The organism is Bacillus sp. USDA818B3_A, from assembly GCF_009928415.1.
Lineage (GTDB): Bacteria > Bacillota > Bacilli > Bacillales > Cytobacillaceae > Neobacillus.
Genome location: NZ_JAABNN010000017.1, coordinates 91617 through 114252, shown reverse-complemented (window position 1 = coordinate 114252; position 22636 = coordinate 91617). Strand labels below are relative to the sequence as shown.

Here is a 22636-nt window from a genome sequence, read left to right as displayed (position 1 = left end):
CCGCCAGCGTTCGTCCTGAGCCAGGATCAAACTCTCCATGAAAGTTGATTAGCTCCGAAAAGTTACGTTGGCTCATGTTCTCTATTATATAGAAGAAACATGAATTTTATTGTTTGTTGACGTTTTTGTTTGTTTAGTTTTCAAAGAACAATTTTCGAGACAGAATAATAATATATCATCTCTTTTTATATCAGTCAATTACTTTTTTAAAAAAATAAAAACTGAAGTTGCGACAGGAAATAATATTAACAAAAAACAATTTGAAATGTCAACCTTTTTTAAGAAATAATAGTTTTTTAATCACTATCTCCAAGCGACAAAATATATAATACTAGATTATTTAAAACACGTCAATATTTTTTGAGTTTTTTTGTAGTATGTTTTTTGAAGTCAACTAAATGAGTACGATGTTCGCAAGCCTTATATAAAAACATGTAAGAATATGAATCCGCAGGAAATATATAATAGAAAATATTAGATTGAGAGAAGTGCGCTAACACTTCTCTCTCAATCCACAACCATCAAGCTGGGGACCTAGGACGGTTGTTAGCTATCTGATCATTCTCAACAAAATGCCATTCGAATCTTCCCATGAGTATTCTCTATTAATTGATTTTTGATTCCCCCTCCTGATTAGCCTTTATTCAAAAAAACCAACAGAAAAATACTCTGTTGGCTTTTGGTTTCTCCGTGGAGAATTAGTATTTGTTTAGTTCCTGAATCGGAGTTTGAATAATGACTGGATTCTTTTTAGAATCTAACCATTTCAAGATCTTGACAACATTCGTTTGAGAAGTTGCGGTACAACCCAGCGTATAGCCACTTCCGATATGGAAGAAGATCGCACTGCCTTTATACGGAGTTCGTTGTGTATTGTAGTTGATAACGAAACCGTAAGTATAAGCTGCGATATTCATGTTTTCAGCACTCTTCCATTGACCTTGTGTTCTACTTCTAGACTGCCATGTGTTGTAAAGTTTTGAAGTTGGATCATCTACCCAAACATCATCGCTGGTGATTTTTCTGTAAGGCATTTTGGTTCCTGGATTTATATTACGTCCAAATGCCGTTCCAATTGAATACTTCCCAGTTGGAGACTTTTTACCGCCCTCACGCATATTTGCAGCAGAGGCAAATCCATATTTACCAATATGACCTGTTGTCGTTAAAACAGGAACCCATTTCCCTAGGGGATTTCTCTCAAATGTTCGAATTTCAGCATATGAGGTATTGTAGCCATTAGAAGTGACAAGAATTAACTGTTTGTTGCTTCCAACTGTCTTTAATCGTTCCGCCAAATTCTTAGTGGTTAGGTATTGGTTGGATGCCCAACCTGTTTTACCAGCAACCGTTACTTTATCCCAAGAGCCGTTCGTTTGGGAAACTGTTACAGCTTGGTTTTGCTTAACGGTTGTGACAATTTTGTAGGTCGTTCCCGGACCCGTTCTGATATTCAATGCAGTCGCTGTTACGTATTTTGTTACGCTTGAAGCAGCTTGAACCGGTTTAACGACAAGTAATCCTGAAAATAAAACAAACATGGCAACGAAGATTGCAAATCCCTTTTTCAACATCTACTTACTTCTCCATTCTAGTCATAATGAATTTGTCTATTCTTTATTATATAACTACGCTATCATTCTATTTCAATAGAAATGGTAGTAATAGGTAAAAAAGTTTCATTTTAATGTCACCTTTTCCACACTAATAATCGTTCAACTTAAATATCCCTCTTCATTCTCTTATCCTTCGAAATAAGATATAATGATAAAAAAATTGAGGTGAATAGGAATTGGATTATTATTCTGAGTCAGAAAAAAATATGGAAGACGTCAATGATCAAGAAGAAATAGATAGAAATTACCCTAGACCTGAAGCAGAAAAGGAATTAGATGAAAGAGGATCTAGACAAAGGTTTAAGGAAAACAAAAGAAAAACAAAAGGTAAAAAGGGCGGATTGGGAGTATCGTTACCATTTAAGCTCGGATCGTCTAAAACGAAAAAGAAAGTAGAGATGTTTTGGGTAAAGCTTGTCTTTAAAATTTTAGTAATAGGAGCCGTTTTTTATAACTTCAGATACTTGTTGAACTATATGAATGATCCTATTAGTGATTTTAAGCATACATTAATAGTATTTGGAATGTGTGGAGGTATTAATTTTATTGCCGTTTGGATTCTGTTTTATAAAAATTCACATGTGAGATTTTATCTTTCCTTATTTGCTATTTTGGGATCAATTGCGTATTACGCCTATGTCAATTATACGAATCAATCCTTTTTGGGGAATAACATCATACCTTCGGTTCTTGTTGCTCTATCGCTGTTGATGTTCATTAACCCTAAAGTAAATTATTATTTCAAAAGTATCGTTTTAATGTTGATACCTATTGTAGGAATCTATTTTAGTGGTAATACATTTGCACTTGTTTGGGCTCTAATGTTCAACGCAGGGTTGATCCTATTTTTTAGAGTGCATAAATCTAAATCAAATAAAAAGGATGAACAAAGTAGAAATAAAACGCAATCAGCTTAAGAAAGATTAGGAAATGAGCAATCCATAAAATTGAAGATCACTTGAACAAGTCAGAGGCTGTTTCTATCGGGAATTAGCCTCTTTTTATAAGTTGCTTCTTAGGTCATTAAGCTGCTTAATAATGATTTTTCAACAACATGTATGAATGTGAGTTTATTAAAAGAATTAATGATTTTTCAACAACATGTATGAATGTGAGTTTATTAAAAGAATATTAATAGTTTGAAAGAGGGAGATGGAACATGACGTTACAACAACTAAAATATGTGATTGAAGTAGCCAGAAGCCGATCAATCAATAAAGCGGCGCAGAAGCTATTTATTAGCCAGCCCAGCCTCTCAAACGCACTAAAAGAACTGGAGGAAGAAATCGGGATTACGATTTTTTCAAGAACCAATAAGGGTATTTTGCTCACTTCCGAAGGAGAGGAATTTCTAGGTTACGCAAGACAGGTAGTCGAACAGGCAGAATTGCTTGAAAATCGTTACACCCATACACGTTCACCACAGCAGCATTTCTCTGTCTCCGCCCAACACTACGCCTTTGCGGTAAGTGCCTTTGTCCGGCTGTTAAAAGAATATGACAGGGAAGAATACGAGTTCACGTTACGAGAAACAAAGACCTATGAAATCATTGATGATGTGAAAAACCTGCGCAGTGAAATTGGTATTTTATATGTGAATGATTTTAATAAAAACGTAATCCATAAGTTTTTAAGAGAAGGAAATCTGCAGTTTCATGAACTATTTGAAGCCAAGCCCCATGTATTTATCAGCTCGCAAAACCCGCTTGTCCAACAGGAATATGTGACCCTGACTGATTTGCTTCCTTATCCGTATCTGTCTTTTGAACAAGGCGACTTTAACTCCTTTTATTTTTCAGAGGAGATTCTTAGTACCCTTTCCAGGCCGAAAAATATTCGGGTATCGGACCGGGCCACTTTATTTAACCTGCTGATTGGATTAAATGGCTATACCATTTCAACGGGAGTGATTAGTCATAAATTAAATAGTAAAGACATTGTGTCCGTTCCTTTGAAAGTCGATGAACGGATGAATGTTGGATACATTACTCATAAAAACGTAACAAACAGCAAGTTGGCCACCATTTATATTCAATATTTAAAAGAATCCATTGCAGAAGAGCTGCGTCAGTTATAGCTTAAAACTATAACAAGGGATAGATTTATTGTGTTACATTATAATGATTTTCCTATGCTACACTTACCTTACAATAAAAGAACAAGGAAAGAGGGAGATCATTGATGACACAAACACTCGTAAAAGCTCCATTTAGAGCGGACCATGTAGGAAGTTTACTACGCCCAGAGAGAATTCATAAGGCAAGAAAGGATTTCCAAGCAAGCAATCTTACAGCACAAGAACTGCACGCCATTGAAACTGAAGAAATAAAAAAAATCGTTGATAAGCAAATAGAAGTCGGACTGCAGGCTGTTACCGATGGAGAATTCCGCCGTAGATTTTGGCATACCGATTTTCTTGAACATTTAAATGGTGTAGAGGGCTACGTTCCCAACCACGGCTTTGCCTTTAAAGGTGAGGAAACGGAAAGATACGATGTGCGTGTAATCGGAAAGATCTCGTTTAACCCAAATCACCCGCATATCAAAGACTTTATCGAATTTAAGGATATCGTTGGGGATCGTGCGGTGGCAAAACAAACCATCCCAAGTCCAAACCAATTATTTAATGCAGGAATCCGCAACTTGGAAATCTATCCGGACATTGAAGAATACACAAAGGATATTATTCAAACCTACCGTGATGCGATCAAAGCTTTTTATGAGGCAGGATGCCGCTACTTGCAGTTAGATGATGTCTACATTGCCGGCCTTAATGCACCGGAAATCCCATTTAACGACAGCGGCTATTCACGCGCAGAACTAATTGACCTTGCACTAAGAGTCATTAACGGTGTATTAGAAGATAAACCGGAAGATCTCATTGTAACGACTCACCTCTGTCGCGGAAACTACCGTTCGAAATGGGCATTTGAAGGCAGCTACGCAAAAATTGCGCCAACCTTATTTGCAAAAGAAAAAGTAAATGGCTTTTTCTTAGAATATGATGATGACCGTTCAGGCGATTTCGGACCATTGGAATTCATACCAAACGGCGGCCCGCAAGTCGTGCTAGGTGTATTCACATCCAAACATGGGCAATTAGAAGATAAGGAAAATATTAAAGCACGTGTCGAAGAGGCCACAAAATATGTTCCATTACAGCAATTATGTATCAGCCCTCAATGCGGCTTTGCTTCTACTCATCACGGTAATATTTTAACTGAGGAAGAGCAATGGGCGAAGCTGAAGTATATTGTAGATATTTCTAAAGAGATTTGGGGATAAGTTTTAAGCGGGCACCTTTAAAGGGGTGTTCGCTTTTTTTGTTAACCTCATCGAAAATGACATCCATGTTACATATAAAGTTCAACCAGTGGATATTTCATTTCTACTAGAAAATGATGAATTTGAACATTCCGTGTCAATAAAGTGAACGATTTTTGACTCTTAGGATGAACCATTACATACGTCACTATTCTAAAAAAACCCTCTTGTTACAATTAGTCAATATTAAGCGTCACTCACTAAACTAATTGAAATGGGGTTATTTTTTTGAATATTCCACAATTGAAAATAGGTCATATGATACCAAAGTTTCCAATTTTACAAGGTGGTATGGGTGTAGGCATTTCTTTAAGTGGACTTGCTTCTGCCGTTGCAAATGCTGGTGGAATTGGGATCATATCAGGAACTGGGATTACAGTCGATGAAATGAGATCACATATAAGGAAGGCGAAAGCAAGTATAAAGGATTCTGGTTATATAGGAGTAAACGTTCTTTTTGCTATGAATGACTTTGCTGAAAAAATGAAAGCAGCCATTGAGGAGAAAGTAGATTTCATCATCTCAGGTGCAGGCATTTCAAGAGATATGTATGCTTGGGGCAAAGAATCCGGCATACCCGTCCTGTCGATTGTGTCTTCCGCGAAGCTAGCCAGATTGTCAGAACGTCTTGGGGCTTCAGCTGTTGTTGTAGAAGGTTTTGAGGCAGGCGGACACCTTGGTACGGATAGACCCTTGTTTGATATTTTACCAGAAGTGGTTGAGGCTGTTACGATTCCCGTTATTGCTGCTGGAGGAATTATGACTGGAGAAGATGTTGCAAGAGCTTTACGCATGGGCGCTTCCGGGGTACAGATGGGAACTAGGTTTGTTGCTAGTGATGAGTGCGATGCACCATTATCATTTAAAGAAAAATATGTCCATGCCAAGCAGGAAGATCTTCGTTTGGTAAAAACAACCGTTGGTCTCCATGGCCGTGCCATTAACAATCAGTTTATTGACCTTATTTCTGATGATAAAAAAGTAAAAATTAAAAAGTGCCAAGATTGCCTAAAAAATTGTTCCTATCGTTTTTGTACGCTTGATTCTTTAATCACATCTATGAATGGAGATTGCGAGAATGGCCTTGTTTTTGCGGGTGCAAGAGTACATGAAATTAAAGAAATTCTACCTGTTAGAACAATCATCAACAATATTATGAGTGAATATAAAACTTGTATATAATTTGAAAGGTACCTGCCCCCTATGCGTAAAGGCCATTGGGGTCAAGTACCTTTTTATTTTTAAAAAGTATTAAGAAACACGTTTCATTTGAGCCCCATCTACACGCTTTCCGATTCCAAACGCATAATAGCTGATGGAAACAAGCGCCAGAAAAACAATCCCTACAACAAGTGATACACGGGTATCTTGATTAAACCACATTCCTATTAAGATAAGAATTAGAAAAACGATTGTCAGGTAGTTCGAAACAGGGGCAAAAGGCATTTTGAATGGATGATTGTCTATTTTGTCCCCCTTCACCTTCCTGAATTGAATCTGGCTAATCAGAATAACGAACCACGGAATCATCCCCGGAAGTACACTAGCACTATAGACATAGACGAATAAATTTTTAGGTGCAATATAACTTAAAATAATACCCACTGCCAAACCAATCAGTACACCAATCGTACTTAAAAGGGGTACCCCATTAGAAGAGAGTTTCGTAAAGATTTTTGGTGCTTGTCCATTGATGCCTAATGTGTAAAGCATACGGCCCGCACTATAAATCCCGCTGTTACACCCGGACATGGCTGAAGTGATGACAACAAAGTTAATAATTCCGGCGGCCGCTGTAACTCCAAATTTTGCAAATGTCGCAACAAACGGACTGCCAATGGAATGCAGCTGGTCCCATGGATAAACGGTCACAATCACAAAGATGGCCCCAATGTAAAAAATCAAAATCCGCCAAATAATACTTTGAGTTGCTTTTGTTAACGTTTTTTGCGGATCTTCTGCTTCTCCGGCTGTAATCCCGATCAATTCGACCCCTTGATAGGCCCCAATAACAAGTGACAAAGCAAAAAAGAATCCTGACCAGCCACCCGTAAAGAAGCCGCCATGTTCCCAAAGGTTTGAAAGCCCGGTTGGAATTCCTCCATTGCCAACTCCGAAGAAAATAAGACCAAACCCTGCAACGATCATGATTAAAATAGTCACAACTTTTATCAACGAAAACCAAAATTCAAATTCTCCAAATGATTTAACCGAAATTAAGTTGGCTGCCCCGAGAATCGCAAAGGCAACTAAACCCGGAATCCAAGCGGGGAGATCCGGAAACCAATACTTCATGTATGCCCCAACGGCAATAATTTCTGACATTCCGACAATCACCCATTGAAACCAGTTGCTCCAGGCTGTTAAATACCCTGCTAATGGATGTATATACTTATAGCCGAATGTTGCGAAAGAGCCCGTACTCGGCTCCAAATATAACATTTCTCCCATTGCCCGCATAATAAAAAAGATAAAAATTCCTGCAATAATATAGGCAAGCAGCACAGACGGACCCGTCCATTGGATGGTACTAGCAGAACCCATAAATAATCCGACACCAATTGTACCGCCTAACGCAATCATCTGAATATGACGTGATTTTAAGCCTCTCTTTAATTCTTTCGCTTCCACTTTGACGCCCTCCTCTTGCTGCTAATTCACTTAACTAAATTATTATTCAATTATAATACTACTATATAAAAAAGACAATTGTACTTTCCAGAAAAACACCTACTAATCAAGCTTTCAAAAGAAAATAATAGTAAGAATATAAATTTATTTTTTAATTTTACAATAATTTTATTGAGGTCTTTACTATCTCTACTCTTGTAGCCCTATTTTAAAACCTTTTGCTTGTTACAAACTTGACATATTTGTAATAAACGCGTCATATATTTTATCAATCACCTAGGAAGGAGGAAGAACTAATGGATAATCGGATTTTCTTGTATCTTGCTACAATTTTATCGGGTTTTGCACTTATTAAAGTTCCTTTAGCTGGTTCATTTCTTGAAAGCGTTTCACCTGTAACAGATATTCTTGGCATTCTAACCATTCTTATCTTCTCACTCGTCCTAATTTATAAGGGAGTAAAAAGTTTGTTCCAAAAGTAAAGAGGATTCAGATGGGAAGCATCCTATATGGGGTGCTTTTCTCATTAAAAAAAGAAAGCTGATTTCAATAGGCCCTTAATGGTCACCTTTTTGAAATCAGCTTTCTATTTAGGATGGCTCATGGCTTGATAAACCTAGTGATTTTCCACCATCACTTCTTCATTTGTATATTTCTTCAATACCTGGAGCAAACCTTCGTTAATCTTGCAGTTTTTAAAAGCAAACGACTGCATGATGAGATCAATTTCTTCTTCAGAAAGATCTTTAAAAACCTTTGCATACTCAGGCTGAATGAGCGCTCCCACATAAATGGTCAGAATGGCCTGTGAAAGGCTGGAAAGGTTATAGGCATGAGACATGTCTGGACTGATCACCTCTTCCAAATGACTGGCTAACTCCTCCACCGATTGTCTTGCCTGAAAGCCTGGCAGCCAAATCATCCAATCGTCTGTGTTTAAGGCATGTTTCATTTTAAAAATCGAAGCAACCTTCTGCATATACTCTGATTCCGGGTCGAGGGTAACTAAGCCCATGACACCCACATCTTTATAGGTCCATGTCGTCCAATGGGCCCCAAATTCTTCAAAAAGGCCAATTTGATCATCCATAGCACCTAAACGATCGGCGTTCTCATTCTCTGGTCCATTATAGACAGAGCCAAATTCCCCTACCCAAAGTGGAACATCATGCTTCTGTGCAAATTTTGTACCTTCATGGTTATAAAATACTTCCTCTTGGACGGCTTTATCCCAATACTTTCCGCTTTCTACACGAGCTGTTTTGGCATCGGCAACACCCGGGTATGCCCCTGGTCCAAATCCGGCCGCCGTATAGTTATGACTGCTATAAACAAGGTTTTTAGCAAACGGAGCTTCTAACCCATCAAACAGCTTCGAATAGTTATCCCCTTCAAGGAAAATGATGTGATCTGGATCAATCTTACGGATGGCTTCCACTACCTGTCTGTAAACCCGATTCATTCTTTCCCAATCCGGTTGATAGTTGCCAAAGAAGGTGTGTGGAAAATCACCGTGCGGCGTATTCACACATGGTTCGTTCATCACATTATAACCGGCAATCACCGCTCTTCCTTTGTAACGCTGTGCAAATTCTTCCCATAGGGCAATAAATCGGTCCTGATACGTTTTGTCATGCCAGAAAAAGCTATGCCGCACATCATTATCAGAATGCCAGTGAGTGTTCTGGAAACCCTGCACGGCATGAAGATCAAGAATGACGTAAAGACCATGCTTTTCACAGAGATCAATGATCTTGTCTAAGCGCTCAAAGCCTGACTCTTTATAAGTAAACGGAGCTTCATCATCCTCAAAGTGACGATAATTTAACGGAATGCGGATGGTGGTTGCTCCCCAGCTTTTAATAAATTGAATATCATCTTCATTGAAAAAGTAATGCAGCATCCGGTCAAATAAAAATTCCGCTTTTTCTTTTCCAATCACTTCAGCAACCGTATGGCGAAGGGCATGCTCTGTCCCGGTATACCCGTTAATGAAGTCCTCCATGTTCATCCAGCCGCCAATGCAGGTACCTCTAAGTTGGATGGGATTTCCCTCTGAATCTGTAATTCTATTACCTTTTACCTGAAGCATTTCCATTTTGATTCCCTTCCTTTCACTGAAGCGTATTAGAGCTCTAGATAGGTAAACTGGTCAAAATCAGCTGGTTTACTTGCTCCGCTAGTATCCTGGCAATGCATGCCTACAAACGCCCCGGTAAATCCATTTAGCCGGACATACTCATCTGACAGTTTGTAAGATTCAAAGGTGGCAGGAAGATCCGTCCACGTTACATTGTCAAAAGAATAAGCGAATTGATAGGTATGTTCCCTAACTTTTACTTTTAAGTGAACATACTCAACCGATTCCGGGATTTGAATTTCTGAACCTTGAAGAGGTTGGGAAAAAGCAAAGTTATCGCAGTTTACGATGTCAATCATCCGGCCTTTTTCTTCATTCCAGGTAATTTGAACAGATGTCCAGTTCTCGGTATTGTAATAGCAAACCAATCCAGCTGCCTGCTGGTAGGTATCCGGCTTAAATGAAACCGCCGTGCTTGCGTCAAAATGGAATGACTGCCAGCGCCGTGCAACCAGTGCTTGAGTAAAGCATGAGGTTAACGACTCTTTTCCATAAAGGCGCAGATGTCCCGGTCTGTCTGTCAAGGACATGATATTTTCCGTTAATGGAATTCGTAAGGACTGGAAGTGATGGTTTAAAGTCGGCCGATCAAAGTGATCCACTACATCATAATCTTGCTCCCATTTTACCTCTTCCATTTTAGGTGCCTCAACTTCAACAGAGCCCTGTTTTCCACCCACAACATACGGCCAGCCGTCTCTCCATTCCAGTTTTTGAATGGCGGTTTCCCTTCCACGCGGACAATATCCGCGATAATCCAAAACAGGTTTATCTTCGTGAGAAAGCGGTCTGCCCGTCAGATGGGCTAAATACCATTCATCTGTATGTGTTTGAACAATTGAAGCATGTCCGCATTTTTGCAATGGATTTCTAGGATCGTGCCAAGAAGACAGGAAAGGATGGTCCGGATGCAGCTCATAGGGCCCTTCTATATTTTTGGATCTTGCTAAAGTGCCCGTATGAGCATATCTAGTGCCGCCTTCCGCTGTCAGAAGATAGTAGTAATCGTTAATATGATATAAATGCGGCCCCTCCGTCAGTCGAATGTCCGTTCCTTCAAAAATCACCTTGGGCTTGCCAATTAATCGTTTTTCCTCATGGGAGTATTCCTGCATGACAATCCCGCCAAAGGAATGCTTATAGGTTCTTTGATCCCATAGCATATTAATGATGTATTTTCTTCCGTCCACATCATGGAAAAGGGAAGGGTCAAAGCCTGAACTATTCAAATAAATAGGGTCGCTCCACTCCCCGTCAATGGTTTCGCAGGTAGTTAAGTAGTTATGTGTATCCTTCCAGGCACCCGAATGCATTTTTACATCCGAATAAATAAGCCAGAATTTCCCATCCTCATAAGTTAAGCAAGGTGCCCAAACGCCGCCGGAATTAGGATTACCTTTCATATCGATCAGTGAAACCCGGTTTAACGGACGTGATACTAAATGCCAATTAACTAAATCCTTCGAATGATGGATTTGAACGCCAGGAAACCATTCAAATGTCGAAGTTGCCAGATAATAATCGTCTCCGACCCGGCAAATGCTCGGGTCGGGATTAAAGCCTTTTAATACTGGATTCTGTATTTTTGCCATTTTCATTATCTCCTCATATTTAATTCAGCAAGCACTCTTTTATGTTCTTTCTCATCTAAGTTGTAGAAGAAGATTGCAACAAGCTCGATGATAACGAATACGACTGGAATAGCCGTCATCGTGATCAAAATACCATGTAACGCTTCGGGAGTTTGAGTGTGATTGGCCACATATCCGAAATTGGCCAAGATCAACCCTGGAACAATTCCTCCGATGGCCATACCAAACTTGAAGAAGAAACCAACTAAAGCATAGATGACACCGCTTGCACGTTTGCCTGTCTTATATTCACCATAATCAATGGTTTCAGGAATTAATGCCCATGTAAATGCACCAGCAGTAATGGTACCTAATGCTGCGATTAAACGTCCTGCAAATACCAGCGGAACCATGGTGGCAGGAATTAAGAATAAGGCCAATAAGCCAATTGCCTTAAGAGCTAAAGCGGTAAATAATAATTTTTTCTTACCCATCACTCTATACATCATTGGCATTAACGGCATAAGGATGAGTGCAGGAAGCGTTCCCATTAAACCGTACCACTTGACTAATTCCGGTCTTGCAACGTTATAAGTTACATAATAAATACCAACAGAGTTCACGATGGAGTTGACCCCAAAGTTAAGAATAAAGAAGAAACAGATGATGATTAGCGGACGATTTGCTTTTAATTGAACAAAGATATCTTTAAAATTTACCTGTGCCTCTTCGGCATGATTAATTTGAACACGTTCAGTTGTATTCCTGAAGCTGTAAATTAATAGAAGGGCACCCAGAATTCCCATGAGGGACATTGTGATTTGCCAGCCGCTGCTTGTCTTTCCAGTCATATTGGTAAAGATTCCAGCTAAAAGTGGTACACCGAATGAAACGATTAAACCACCAGTGTTTGAAAATAGCATCCTGATGGAAGTCAGGCTGACTACCTCTTTGTTATCTTGAGTAATCGCTGAAGTAAGTGCTGCATAAGGAATGTTAATAAATGAATAAGTGATAGATAGTAAAATATAGGTAACATACGCATAAACCAATTTCATAGGATCAGAGAATGCAGGAGTAGTGAAACAAAGAATGGCTACACCGGCAAATGGAAATGCTCCGTATAATAGGTAGGGACGGAATCTTCCGTATTTGGTATTGGTTTTATCAACAAATGTTCCGATTAGAGGATCGGCAACGGCATCAATCAGACGAACAATTAAGAACATAAGGCCAGCAGCTGCAGCCGTTATCCCAAAAACATCCGTATAAAAGAATAATAGATAACTACTTACGGTTTGATAAATGAAGTTACAAGCCAAATCACCTGTGGCATAGCCAACTTTTTCTTTCATACTGATTTTTTCGGGTTGAATCACAGTTAGTTTCCTAGCAACACTTGTACTCATTCTAATTCACCTCTTAATAGATTGAATGACTAAAAAAAGCGTGAGGCGCCCGCCTTCCGGCTTGTGTCCCTCGGGGTCGGTGGCGCCCTGCAGCTGGATCACTCTTAAACTTGAAAAGTATCAACTTAGTTTGTTTACTATATAAACTAAGTGACTATCATTCTACTTTCTTTTTCACCAAATCCACATTTATTCCATTAGGCCTGTCTAACCAAGAAACCTTGATAACGGGGAACAACCCGAGCAATCATGGCATCCAATTCATGTAAAAGCTCTTTTATTGACTCTGATTGTTGGTTATTCGGCTCGATAAACGGCTTTTGGCAATATCCCTCTAACTCAATCCCCCTGATTACCATTGCTTTCTTAATAATAGGGATAAACGGAGAGCCAATATCATATAGACCCGCTATTTTATCTACGATATTCTGAATCTCAGCCACTTTATCTAGATTTTTCTCGTTGATTGCCTGTACCCACTCGGAAAAGACTTCTGGATAGATGTTAGAAAGTCCCCCAATACAGCCATCTCCTCCGCTAAGTACATTATGGGCAAAATTCTCTTCAAATCCGGAGAGGACAATAAAGTCAGGGAATTCATCTTGTACCGTTTGAATTAATTTGCGTGTAAGTCCCATTTCCGTGACCGTATCTTTATATCCCTTGATATTCTTATGCTTCCTCAAGAGATTGAGCGTGACTTCCGGAGACAAGTCGTGGCCGGTTCTTGCAGGGAAATTATACAAATAAATATCCCCTTTTATCCCTTCTGCCACTTGATCATAATAGTATTCCACACTTTCATCGGAAAGCGAAAAATAGTACGGACTGATAACCATCACGCCATCAGCACCGGCATGGATGGCATAATTAGACAAATCAATCGTATCCTCTACTGTCATGCACGCAGTCCCGATATATACCTTCGTCCGATGATTGACATAGCTGACTACCAGGTCGATTAATTCTCTTTTCTGTGCATCCTTCATGGAGAAAAACTCCCCCGTACTGCCCATAATGACTAAACCATCTATGCCGCCATTAATTAAAAAATCATAAATATTTTTGTTAGCCTGATGGTCCAAATTCCCTTCAGAATCAAAAGCGGTAACAACAGGTGTTAAAAATTGTGCCTTCTTCAATGAACCTCACTCCTCCTTAAAATCCTAGCGGACTCTGATTCTACATATTTCTAAAATCAGTTTTCTCAACGAAACTACTTAGCGGTTAATTTGTCCTTCTTTTCATTCGCCAGCGCTTTCATTCCGGCATTTAAAACCTCAATGATTCGATCGGTGTCATAGACACTTCCGCGCCAAGTTCCTCCACTGACGGATTGAAGTGCCGCCCATAATCGCGTATCCTCAGGTAAACCAGGATTCGGCTTCACATCTGGATGTGTCTCCCGTTCTTCTAATACTTTAGCTGCCTCTTCAATAGACAACCGATGTTCGTTTGTACCGATAAAGTTAACGGAACCAATTAATTGATTTCGATCGACGATGATTTCAATGAGATCCCCATCGCGCAATTTACCAATTGGGCCCCCAGCCAATGCTTCTGGTCCAACATGGCCGATACAAGCCCCAGTGGATACCCCTGAAAAACGTGCATCTGTAATTAAGGAAACATGTTTCCCATACGATAAGTGCTTTAAGGCAGAAGTTAATTGATAGGTTTCTTCCATGCCTGTCCCCAAAGGTCCTCCGCCCATGACAACCATGATGTCGCCAGCTTCGATTCCCCCTGTTTTAATCGCTAGGATCGCTGCCTTTTCCGATGTATAGATCTTTGCTGTACCGGTATGACGATAAACACCATCTTCTCCAACCACAGAAGGATCAATACTTGTTGATTTAATGACAGAACCCTCAGGTGCAAGGTTTCCTTTCGGGAAAGTAACCGTTGAGGTTAACCCGCGTTGTTTGGATTGACTTGGGCTCATGATAACTTCATCCGGATGAACGCCATCACGCTCTACCAAAATTTGTCTAAACTTCGCACGCCGTTCTGAGGCTTCCCACCAGTCCAGGTTCGCCCCAAGTGTTTCCCCTGTTACGGTAAGAACATCTTCATGCAGCAGTCCTAATTTTCGAAGGTGAAGCATTACTTCAGGTACTCCTCCCGCTAAGTAAGCCCTTACTGTTGGATGGTTATCTGGACCATTAGGCAGAACACTTACTAAACGAGGTACGACTTTATTAATTCTTTCCCAATCATCGACTGTAGGTATTCTACAACCGGCAGCATGGGCAACAGCTGGAAGATGCAGTAACAGGTTGGTTGAACCGCCGAATGCCGCATGTAGGACCATCGCATTTTCAATCGCTTTATCCGTGATGATATCCTTGGTGGTAATCTTCCTCTTCTCTAATTCCAACGCAGCGCGTGCCGAATGCCTTGCCATCTCTTCCCAAACCAGCTGACCGGATGGGGCCAAAGCAGAATGAGGCAACGCTAATCCAAGTGCTTCGACGACAACTTGTGAGGTTCCTGCCGTTCCTAAGAATTGACATCCTCCCCCGCTAGAGCCACAGGCTACGCAGCCAAGTCTTGCGGCTTCCTCCAATGTCAGCTCATCATTGGCAAATCTTGCACCAATCGTTTGAACCTTGCCCAAATCTTCCCCGTCTGTTGGAGGTAAGGTCGAACCGCCTGGAACAAGGACAGTTGGAAGATTATGCATGGATGCGAGCGCTATCATTACAGCCGGCAGGCCTTTATCACAGGTAGCTACTCCTACAACCGCCCTTCTTGTTGGAATCGAGCGGATGAGACGTCTCATCACCATTGCCGCATCATTCCGATATGGAAGGGAATCAAACATACCTTCTGTTCCTTGGGAGCGTCCATCGCACGGGTCACTTACAAAACTTGCAAATGGAATCCCTCCAAGTCTAGTAACCTCTTCAGCAGCAGCTCTCATTTGCAATCCAAGTTCATAGTTTCCGGTATGGTATCCCAATGCGATTGGCGTGCCATCCGCATCACGAATGCCTGCCAAAGTTCCTATAATCAGCACCTGCTTGCCAAGAAGCTTGGATGGCTCCCAGCCCATGCCGGCATTCATTGTCAAACCAAAAATGTCGCCGCTTGGCAGTTCCCTTAACATTTCGGGAGTCAATGGAAGGGAACCTTGGGGCCCGGCACCATGAGTCCTGATTTGATAGACGGCTTGGTTTACTTCTCCAAAAATGGATTCAAGTGTCATAGTAACCTCCTACTATTAAATCTAAGATAGTCTTTCATGAAGCTCAATAGTTTTATAATATAAAACTAGGTTTTACTATTTGATTTACAAACCGATTATAGCATACCCATTTTTGAAGATAAAGGGATATTATGCCTAATCATGTGAAAGTATAAATATTTTTCATTTGCAAATTTATAGAAGCTGTTTGTTATAATAGGATATAATTTTATAATATAAAACTGAAGGGGTCATTTATGCCAATTATTCAATCTGTTGAACGAGCTCTTAAGATTCTAGATTTATTTGATGAGTATACGCCGGAACTAAAAATCACCGAAATCAGTGAAAAAATGGGGCTGCATAAAAGTACGGTTCATTCCCTATTAAAAACGCTCCAAGAACATTCCTACATCGCTCAAAATCCGGAAGATGGAAAATATAGATTGGGAATGAAACTGGCGGAAAGAGGGAACTTTGTCGTTAGCAATATGGATATAAGGAAAATAGCGAGGAAATACCTTCTCGATCTTTCCACTAAAACGGGGCAAACCGTGCACTTAGGCATATTGGAAGGTAAGGAAGGGGTATATATCGATAAGGTAGAAGGTGAGCAATCCATCATTCGCTATTCCCGGATTGGGCGCAGACTTCCCCTCCACTCTACTTCGATTGGAAAAGTCCTGTTAGCCTGGCAAGATCCAAATGAGATGCAGTTACTATTAAAGGATTATCACTATCAGTTTCAAACCACTAATACGATACTAAATGAAGAGATGTTTCTAAAGGAACTCGAAAAAGTCAAGCAGCAGGGGTATGCAGTGGATGACCAAGAAAATGAGCAAGGGGTTCGTTGTGCGGCAGTGCCTATTTTCAACGGTAAAGGGCAGGTGCTGGCCGCTCTTAGTATTTCCACTCTGGTTTCGCGTGTGAGTGATCCAGAACTACTTATGTTTATTGAGCTTCTTAAAGGATCGTGTCAGGAACTATCGGAACAAATGAAATATGGGTATGAGGTTTAATGAAGCAAGGGGACTCCTTCTCAGCAGGAATATTTTTATGTATAATGGATATATAATAAAAAAAGAGAAGTGCTGCTAACACTTCTCATTGCAACCACTACCGTCAGGGTGGGGGTTGTTCATGTGATTTTATTTATGAGAACCACCCTTAAGCTTCCGACGGCGTAGGGTGGTTTTCTTGTTTTCTAATACGTTTTTCCGAAAGACATAGGCGCTAACTTCGCGTATAATTCCCTTCAGAACTTCCTGTATCATTTCAAGAAAAGTTTCCAGTTTATCACCTCCTTCCCTTTTTTTTCAGGAAAGAAGCTACAAAAACCCAGCCACCCTAACAATTATCAGTTGCTCCTTCATTCTATCATTTTCTATCCACCCAAAAACCTATCTATCTTCGACAAATGTCGAGGATGACTCAACAGAGCTTTCAATGAATTTTATATTGCACAATAATCCTCGTATTCGGCAAATATTCAATACGGAAGTACTTACCTGTATCCTCTGGTTTTATTTTAGATGAAATAAACGTATCTCCGTTTACAACAATATCCCTTTGCCCATCCTTCCCCGCTGAACCAACTGATTCAATTATTCCTTCTTTGATTTTATAATTTCCATTTATAACATTTGGCAGTTCCTTAAAATAAGGAATACTTTGATTAAAAGTAAAAACTACTATCAACCCTAAAATAATCAAAACACCAACAAATTGAGTAACTGCTTTGAACGAACCTTTTTCCTTTGGTCTTTTTTTCTTTTTTGACCTATTTGACCGGGTCTCGATAGAATCTTTTACGAATACTACCCAAATCCATGGAAATACGAATAAGCCTATGCTAATGATAAAACAGAAAAATAGAATACAAAACCAATAATAACCCATAACCTACTCCTTTATTCCGGTCTATCTTTTATAAAAATTTGAACCTTCATGAATTAGTTAAATTTTATCATAGCAGGTTAGTTGAATCTAAGATTGGTGGTAGTTTTTAATTATCCTTCCTATTACTTCGAGATCTACTATTCTTCCTATAATGAGCCCTTCTGCTATCATTAGATCCAACTTTTTGAAACCTCACTTTTTTGATGAAGTTCATCTTCATCATCGGTTTCAATCGGTCCATCCACTTTTTAATCCGGATCTTCAAAAGAAAGAAGCCAACAAGGTATGAAATGATACAGAAAGATACCACGAACAAGATCATATTCAACAACTGAACATTATTAACTCCAAACCATAATGCTTCTAAAAAAATGGTTAGGATAACAGCTCCTGCTGCCAATCGCTTAAGGTGTAATCTCATTTTCTGTCCCTCCAAGATTTATTCAAAAAAACGGTTATCTTAATACTATTAAAAACAACTTAAAAAACTCTTAATTATAAAAATTTCATAGTAGAGAAAAGCTTAAGGAAATTAATAATCTAATTGAATATTATCATTCACTATCATAAGAGTCCTCCCACGAGTCACAGGAACGGTTATCTAGATGTTGACACAAGAACCCTACGAACAATTGGTCTTTATTCAAGCTTGATTCAAACTAGAGAAGGATGGGAAAGAAGTAGATGAACTCCTCGAAAAAGAGAAAGAAAAGAAGAGAAAAGAACGGTGAATGATTCAAATTAACAATATAAGAGAGTTTTCCAAAGTGTTAAGATTTTACTAGGATTATACTACAAGTCTATAATATACTGATTTATCCTGAAAAAGGAAGCATGAGAACTGTCCCCATGCTTCCTCCCGCTTCCCCTTCTCTATCTAGTTTCTGCCAATCGCCAAATCGCAAATTCTTGATTTTTATGTCTTTCGGCCGCCGTCAAGGCACCGCCTGCCGTTTCCATGATCAGGTCATAGATTTCTTGGCCAATTTCCTCTATCGTATTGAGCCCTTGAATGATTTTTCCGGCATTCACATCAATATGCTCAGACATGATTTCATAGAGTCTTGGGTTGGTTCCCACTTTAATCACTGGGACAATAGGAGAACCTGTCGGCGAGCCCTTCCCGGTCGAAAACAAGACAATTTGCGAACCTCCTGCAGCCAAGCCGGCAACCGATTCCACGTCATAACCCGGTGTGTCCATAAAGACAAACCCTTTTTCCGCCGGCTTTTGGGCATAGGCGATTACTTCCATTAACGTCGAATTTCCACCCTTTTTAATACAGCCTAACGATTTTTCCTCAAGAGTCGTTAACCCTCCTGCCATATTACCCGGCGTTGGATTGGCCGAGCGAATATCTTCACCCGTGTCGCGGATTCGTACTTCGTATTCTTGAACAATTTTTAAAAAGGCTTCCCCGACTGCCGGACTAACAGCTCGTTTGGCCAAAATATGCTCCGCCCCGATCGCTTCGGTCGTCTCCGCTAAAATACTGGTCCCGCCATCTCGTACAACCGCATCCGAGCAGGCCCCAATCGCGGGATTAGCGGTGATTCCAGACCATGCATCCGATCCGCCGCATTCCAGACCAATAGTCAATTCGGTTATATCGGCCGTTACCTTTTCTTGGACATGGCTTCGTTCGACTGCCGTTTCGAGCCACTGCTTCCCTTCCTTCAAAATGTCCGAAATGCTTTTATCCTTTTGAAAAGAAATCGAATGGACATAACAGCCCTCTTCCTTTAAGCTTTCAACAATTTCCTCGGCGGGGTCATCATCGCCCATTCCTAAAAGAAGGGCCGCACTCACATTCGGATGGCCAGCCGTACCCTTCAGCGTTCGAATCGTCTGTTCTAAATCCTCCGGATATTGGGCCTTTCCTGCCTGATGAGCAACAGGAATAACCCCCGGAACCAACTGAGCTATTTTTTTCGCGAAACTAGCTAATTCTCCAACCGTATTCATCACAATGACATGATTCCGAACTCCTATACTTCCATTCGCCCGCCGGTATCCTTGAAAGGTCTTCATGGCAAGTGAACCTCCTTTCGCGTGCTTAATCGTTCCTCTTCCTTCAATCCGCGGACATTAAAGACATGGACATGGGAACCAGGCTGAATATCCTCTGTAGCAATCCCCATACATTCCCCATACTTAAGGATTTTTCCATCCTTAGGAATCACTACCGTCGCAATTTTATGTCCATAAGGAATTGTCTTCCTAACTTCTACGGTTTCATCGCTCCCTTGTATAGAAAGCCATTCACCCTCACTTATGTTTCTAAGGGCCACGGCTACGTTATCATTCTCATTTAGCTTCAGTGCATTGTATTTTTGGCTCATTTCGTTCCCACCATCCTTTGTTTAAAAAGTCGTACCTACATGAGGTATAGAAAACTCACCGAGTTCCAGTTGTTCCAGACAGGTTTGCTTACCGGAACAAATCTCGAGGAATTCCGATATTACCGCTTCCACTTGAAGAGAAACAGGTTCGGATGTAACAGTGTAATCAATTAACTCATCAAACGCTTCGTTTTGATGCTGTGGTGCAATGGTCATACAAGGCAATGCCAGCGATCCCGTCAACACCCCTCTATTGCTGACAATTAGTACAAGGTTACAACCGCTCGAAGCCATATTCGATAAGGCCTCTACGATATTGGTAGGAACTGTTATCAAATGAAGCCCTTTGTCAGCGGGTATTTCGCTATATCCGAGCACACTTTTGATTGTTTGGATACCCGTCATCTCCGCTTCAAGCCTGGCCAGTGTTTGTTCTGGTTCTGAAAAATTATCAAGAGAGAGCGATCCATTGCTGACTTCCTTCCATCGTCGCCGCTGCAATCCCTCACCGGCACGCTTCAAACGATTGCTCACCTCTTCATCATCAGAACGTTGTGATAATAAAAGACCTGCCGGTTCTAATGATTGTGAAAGGCCAAACAGGACATTTGCTCCGTGCTCCACTAAACGGTCCACCACCCCGCCTATAACAGGAGCAGCTTTTTCTAGGGAATCTTCATCTAAATCAACCGGTAAAATGCCAACCGACAGGGAGGAAATTGGCAGACGCTTCCGCTGTTGACTTGCTGCTTCCCGTGACCATTGTTCAGCTATTTCGACACCTCTATTAATCGTGTTTCCGCCGCCTGCCAGCTGTTGAATCCCGATACCTTTTATCGGCTTGTTTTTTGGAATGCTCTCAAGCAAGCCGCTGACTTGGTTCGTTTCACAACCTAATCCGACCAGCAGTGAGGCATATAGATTGGGATTGTCCGCTACTCCGGCTACCATATTTTTCGTTAATTTAAAGTCATCACCTAGCTGCGCACAGCCATTGCCATGAACAAAAGGAACCGCTCCCGGAACCTTTTCGGCAATTTCCCGTGCCACCACACTAGAACAGACCACAGAACAGATCACTCCAATATGATTCCTGATTCCTGCCTTCCCATCATTTCGCTTGTACCCATTAAAAGAATAGTCCAACGATATCGCTCCCTTCATTTTCATCAAATAGATAGTAGAAATACTGCAAAAAATCAACCCAGATTTTCTTCGATACTAGTTTTCATTCCGGTTGTTTGCACCTCATCGTGGAACTCTACTTTCCCATCGATGCCGCGTCTCCTTTGATACTTATCAGCCAAGATAACCGCAATCGGAACTAGAAAGGCCGTCGTAATCGTCGAAATGGAGATTTGTGCCGATGCTACTGCCACAAGACCATGATATACTTCAGCATCAGCAGCAGACATTAATCCTGAACCGCTGGCAACCGTTGCAGCCGCTGCAATCGCTGCAGGTGTGGCCACGGCATTTCCGGCCGTAGAAGCTTCCGCCCAAGGGGCAATAATACTTTTTTCACGGAACAACTTGAAGGTAAGAGCCATCGTACCACCAGAAAATAGAACAGTCATCAGTGCAAGAACCACCCCAGCTCCAACTACCTCAGGGTTAAAGAAGCTTGCCAAATTCATACCGGCCCCTAATGCAAAAGCAAAAAATGGAATAACCAACGTTTCTCCAGCCGCTAGAAAGCTGCGGATTTCGTTATCTAAATTTCCTAACAACATTCCGATTAAAATCGGCAATAAGACAGCGATAAAAGCAATAAGCGGGAAGTTGGCACCCATCATACCAAGCGCCATCAAGGTAAAGAACGGCCCGTCATTCAGGGAGAGAATAGCCGTTGCTCCGACATCCGAACGATTTCCGTATTGTCCCGTCAACGCCGCAAACATTCCCCCATTTCCATTTGTCATTGCGGCAATAATCGCCATCGTCGATAGACCAAGGAAGCCATGAACGGGGTCGGACAGTATTCCCCAAATCATCCCGATGGCAAACCCAGCTAAATACTTGGAGGTCGTCAATAACACACCCTTCTTAAGTGCTTTTCCGCCGACACGGAGATTCATTTGGCTCCCAGCGCAAAACAAAAATAAGGCACACAGGGTGGAAGCACCATCCTTAAATAACGCCTGTGTAAAACCTCCAATTTTCATAAACTCATAGTTTCCATCCTCATTAGGGGCAACTCCCAGTGATTTGAGAAGATCCATTATAAAGGGAAGATGCAGTTGATCAACCGTATTAAACAAGGCTCCTGCTAGTAAAGGGACAACCATGAGGCCGCCAGGGACTCTATCAATTATTTGCTTGATTTTCATTCTTTCACTCTCCTGTTTATATTTATAGATTTGAAAAAACAGCAATGTAACCGTTTGCAAATAATCTATAGGATTTCTGTTCATTCTTAGAAGAGAGTGGAGGCTGACTCGTAAGCAGGTTCACCTCACAACTCCATCGTATGGGGTCTAAATGCTTATTCTGAGCCAGCCGGTTTAAAAA

At 40.8% G+C, this 22636-nt stretch carries 19 protein-coding genes; 6 read left to right on the top strand and 13 right to left on the bottom strand.

The window, feature by feature from the left end:
• Nucleotides 1-698 precede the first annotated feature (698 nt).
• Complete coding sequence (locus GXK58_RS20860; RefSeq protein ID WP_160725111.1) at nucleotides 699-1574, bottom strand: SH3 domain-containing protein; 876 nt, start codon at nucleotides 1572-1574, stop codon at nucleotides 699-701.
• A gap of 218 nt (nucleotides 1575-1792) precedes the next feature.
• On the opposite strand from GXK58_RS20860, the gene GXK58_RS20855 reads away from it, so the two are divergent.
• From GXK58_RS20855 to GXK58_RS20840, 4 genes are all read left to right on the top strand, one after another.
• Entirely contained in the window at nucleotides 1793-2533 is a 741-nt protein-coding gene (locus GXK58_RS20855; protein ID WP_160725110.1) for a hypothetical protein, read from the top strand.
• A 242-nt stretch (nucleotides 2534-2775) separates the two neighbouring features.
• The gene (locus GXK58_RS20850) at nucleotides 2776-3693 is read left to right on the top strand and encodes a LysR family transcriptional regulator (protein ID WP_160725109.1); all 918 of its coding nucleotides are present in this window, start codon (nucleotides 2776-2778) and stop codon (nucleotides 3691-3693) included.
• A gap of 104 nt (nucleotides 3694-3797) precedes the next feature.
• Nucleotides 3798-4901, top strand: coding sequence for a 5-methyltetrahydropteroyltriglutamate--homocysteine S-methyltransferase (locus tag GXK58_RS20845; protein WP_160725108.1), 1104 nt, complete (start codon nucleotides 3798-3800; stop codon nucleotides 4899-4901).
• Between the two features lie 267 nt (nucleotides 4902-5168).
• Nucleotides 5169-6122 (top strand): NAD(P)H-dependent flavin oxidoreductase, encoded by a 954-nt coding sequence (locus tag GXK58_RS20840; RefSeq protein WP_160725107.1) that lies wholly within the window; start codon nucleotides 5169-5171, stop codon nucleotides 6120-6122.
• Between the two features lie 69 nt (nucleotides 6123-6191).
• Here GXK58_RS20840 and GXK58_RS20835 read toward each other — a convergent pair whose 3' ends face one another.
• A complete protein-coding gene (locus tag GXK58_RS20835; RefSeq protein ID WP_160725106.1) occupies nucleotides 6192-7571 on the bottom strand; it encodes an amino acid permease in 1380 nt (459 codons plus the stop codon).
• 296 nt (nucleotides 7572-7867) lie between these two features.
• On the opposite strand from GXK58_RS20835, the gene GXK58_RS20830 reads away from it, so the two are divergent.
• Nucleotides 7868-8053, top strand: coding sequence for a hypothetical protein (locus GXK58_RS20830; RefSeq protein ID WP_160725105.1), 186 nt, complete (start codon nucleotides 7868-7870; stop codon nucleotides 8051-8053).
• A 134-nt stretch (nucleotides 8054-8187) separates the two neighbouring features.
• On the opposite strand, the gene GXK58_RS20825 is transcribed toward GXK58_RS20830, so the two are convergent.
• From GXK58_RS20825 to GXK58_RS20805, 5 genes are all read right to left on the bottom strand, one after another.
• Nucleotides 8188-9669 carry a glycoside hydrolase family 5 protein gene (locus GXK58_RS20825; RefSeq protein WP_160725104.1) on the bottom strand — a complete coding sequence of 494 codons (1482 nt, stop codon included), beginning with the start codon at nucleotides 9667-9669 and terminating at the stop codon, nucleotides 8188-8190.
• Nucleotides 9670-9698: 29 nt separating this feature from the next.
• Nucleotides 9699-11303 carry a glycoside hydrolase family 43 protein gene (locus tag GXK58_RS20820; protein WP_160725103.1) on the bottom strand — a complete coding sequence of 535 codons (1605 nt, stop codon included), beginning with the start codon at nucleotides 11301-11303 and terminating at the stop codon, nucleotides 9699-9701.
• Nucleotides 11304-11308: 5 nt separating this feature from the next.
• On the bottom strand, nucleotides 11309-12691 hold the full coding sequence (locus GXK58_RS20815; RefSeq protein WP_160725102.1) for an MFS transporter: 1383 nt from the start codon (nucleotides 12689-12691) through the stop codon (nucleotides 11309-11311).
• A gap of 197 nt (nucleotides 12692-12888) precedes the next feature.
• Nucleotides 12889-13833: a dihydrodipicolinate synthase family protein gene (locus GXK58_RS20810; RefSeq protein ID WP_160725101.1), complete on the bottom strand. Its 945-nt coding sequence runs from the start codon at nucleotides 13831-13833 to the stop codon at nucleotides 12889-12891.
• A gap of 74 nt (nucleotides 13834-13907) precedes the next feature.
• The gene (locus tag GXK58_RS20805; protein WP_160725100.1) at nucleotides 13908-15902 is read right to left on the bottom strand and encodes a YjhG/YagF family D-xylonate dehydratase; all 1995 of its coding nucleotides are present in this window, start codon (nucleotides 15900-15902) and stop codon (nucleotides 13908-13910) included.
• Between the two features lie 236 nt (nucleotides 15903-16138).
• Here GXK58_RS20805 and GXK58_RS20800 point away from each other — a divergent pair, with 236 nt between their 5' ends.
• Nucleotides 16139-16903 carry an IclR family transcriptional regulator gene (locus GXK58_RS20800; protein WP_160725099.1) on the top strand — a complete coding sequence of 255 codons (765 nt, stop codon included), beginning with the start codon at nucleotides 16139-16141 and terminating at the stop codon, nucleotides 16901-16903.
• 424 nt (nucleotides 16904-17327) lie between these two features.
• Here GXK58_RS20800 and GXK58_RS20795 read toward each other — a convergent pair whose 3' ends face one another.
• From GXK58_RS20795 to GXK58_RS20770, 6 genes are all read right to left on the bottom strand, one after another.
• Nucleotides 17328-17783: a hypothetical protein gene (locus tag GXK58_RS20795; protein WP_160725098.1), complete on the bottom strand. Its 456-nt coding sequence runs from the start codon at nucleotides 17781-17783 to the stop codon at nucleotides 17328-17330.
• A gap of 106 nt (nucleotides 17784-17889) precedes the next feature.
• Nucleotides 17890-18204 carry a hypothetical protein gene (locus GXK58_RS20790; protein ID WP_160725097.1) on the bottom strand — a complete coding sequence of 105 codons (315 nt, stop codon included), beginning with the start codon at nucleotides 18202-18204 and terminating at the stop codon, nucleotides 17890-17892.
• Nucleotides 18205-18656: 452 nt separating this feature from the next.
• Nucleotides 18657-19814, bottom strand: a complete 1158-nt coding sequence (locus tag GXK58_RS20785) for a UxaA family hydrolase (RefSeq protein WP_160725096.1) — start codon at nucleotides 19812-19814, stop codon at nucleotides 18657-18659.
• Entirely contained in the window at nucleotides 19811-20125 is a 315-nt protein-coding gene (locus GXK58_RS20780; RefSeq protein WP_160725095.1) for a UxaA family hydrolase, read from the bottom strand. Before GXK58_RS20780 ends, GXK58_RS20785 begins: the two co-directional genes overlap by 4 nt.
• 21 nt (nucleotides 20126-20146) lie before the next feature.
• A complete protein-coding gene (locus tag GXK58_RS20775) occupies nucleotides 20147-21271 on the bottom strand; it encodes a UxaA family hydrolase (RefSeq protein WP_160725094.1) in 1125 nt (374 codons plus the stop codon).
• Between the two features lie 53 nt (nucleotides 21272-21324).
• Nucleotides 21325-22455, bottom strand: a complete 1131-nt coding sequence (locus tag GXK58_RS20770; RefSeq protein ID WP_160725093.1) for a 2-keto-3-deoxygluconate permease — start codon at nucleotides 22453-22455, stop codon at nucleotides 21325-21327.
• Between the last annotated feature and the right edge of the window lie 181 nt (nucleotides 22456-22636).

Coding starts and splice junctions, on each gene's coding strand:
- GXK58_RS20805 (WP_160725100.1), bottom strand. CDS start 15,902: ATGACACTTGAATCCATTTTTGGAGAAGTAAACCAAGCCGTCTATCAA.
- GXK58_RS20845 (WP_160725108.1), top strand. CDS start 3,798: ATGACACAAACACTCGTAAAAGCTCCATTTAGAGCGGACCATGTAGGA.
- GXK58_RS20815 (WP_160725102.1), bottom strand. CDS start 12,691: ATGAGTACAAGTGTTGCTAGGAAACTAACTGTGATTCAACCCGAAAAA.
- GXK58_RS20820 (WP_160725103.1), bottom strand. CDS start 11,303: ATGGCAAAAATACAGAATCCAGTATTAAAAGGCTTTAATCCCGACCCG.
- GXK58_RS20780 (WP_160725095.1), bottom strand. CDS start 20,125: ATGAGCCAAAAATACAATGCACTGAAGCTAAATGAGAATGATAACGTA.
- GXK58_RS20770 (WP_160725093.1), bottom strand. CDS start 22,455: ATGAAAATCAAGCAAATAATTGATAGAGTCCCTGGCGGCCTCATGGTT.
- GXK58_RS20825 (WP_160725104.1), bottom strand. CDS start 9,669: ATGGAAATGCTTCAGGTAAAAGGTAATAGAATTACAGATTCAGAGGGA.
- GXK58_RS20785 (WP_160725096.1), bottom strand. CDS start 19,814: ATGAAGACCTTTCAAGGATACCGGCGGGCGAATGGAAGTATAGGAGTT.
- GXK58_RS20790 (WP_160725097.1), bottom strand. CDS start 18,204: ATGAGATTACACCTTAAGCGATTGGCAGCAGGAGCTGTTATCCTAACC.
- GXK58_RS20850 (WP_160725109.1), top strand. CDS start 2,776: ATGACGTTACAACAACTAAAATATGTGATTGAAGTAGCCAGAAGCCGA.
- GXK58_RS20860 (WP_160725111.1), bottom strand. CDS start 1,574: ATGTTGAAAAAGGGATTTGCAATCTTCGTTGCCATGTTTGTTTTATTT.
- GXK58_RS20830 (WP_160725105.1), top strand. CDS start 7,868: ATGGATAATCGGATTTTCTTGTATCTTGCTACAATTTTATCGGGTTTT.
- GXK58_RS20800 (WP_160725099.1), top strand. CDS start 16,139: ATGCCAATTATTCAATCTGTTGAACGAGCTCTTAAGATTCTAGATTTA.
- GXK58_RS20795 (WP_160725098.1), bottom strand. CDS start 17,783: ATGGGTTATTATTGGTTTTGTATTCTATTTTTCTGTTTTATCATTAGC.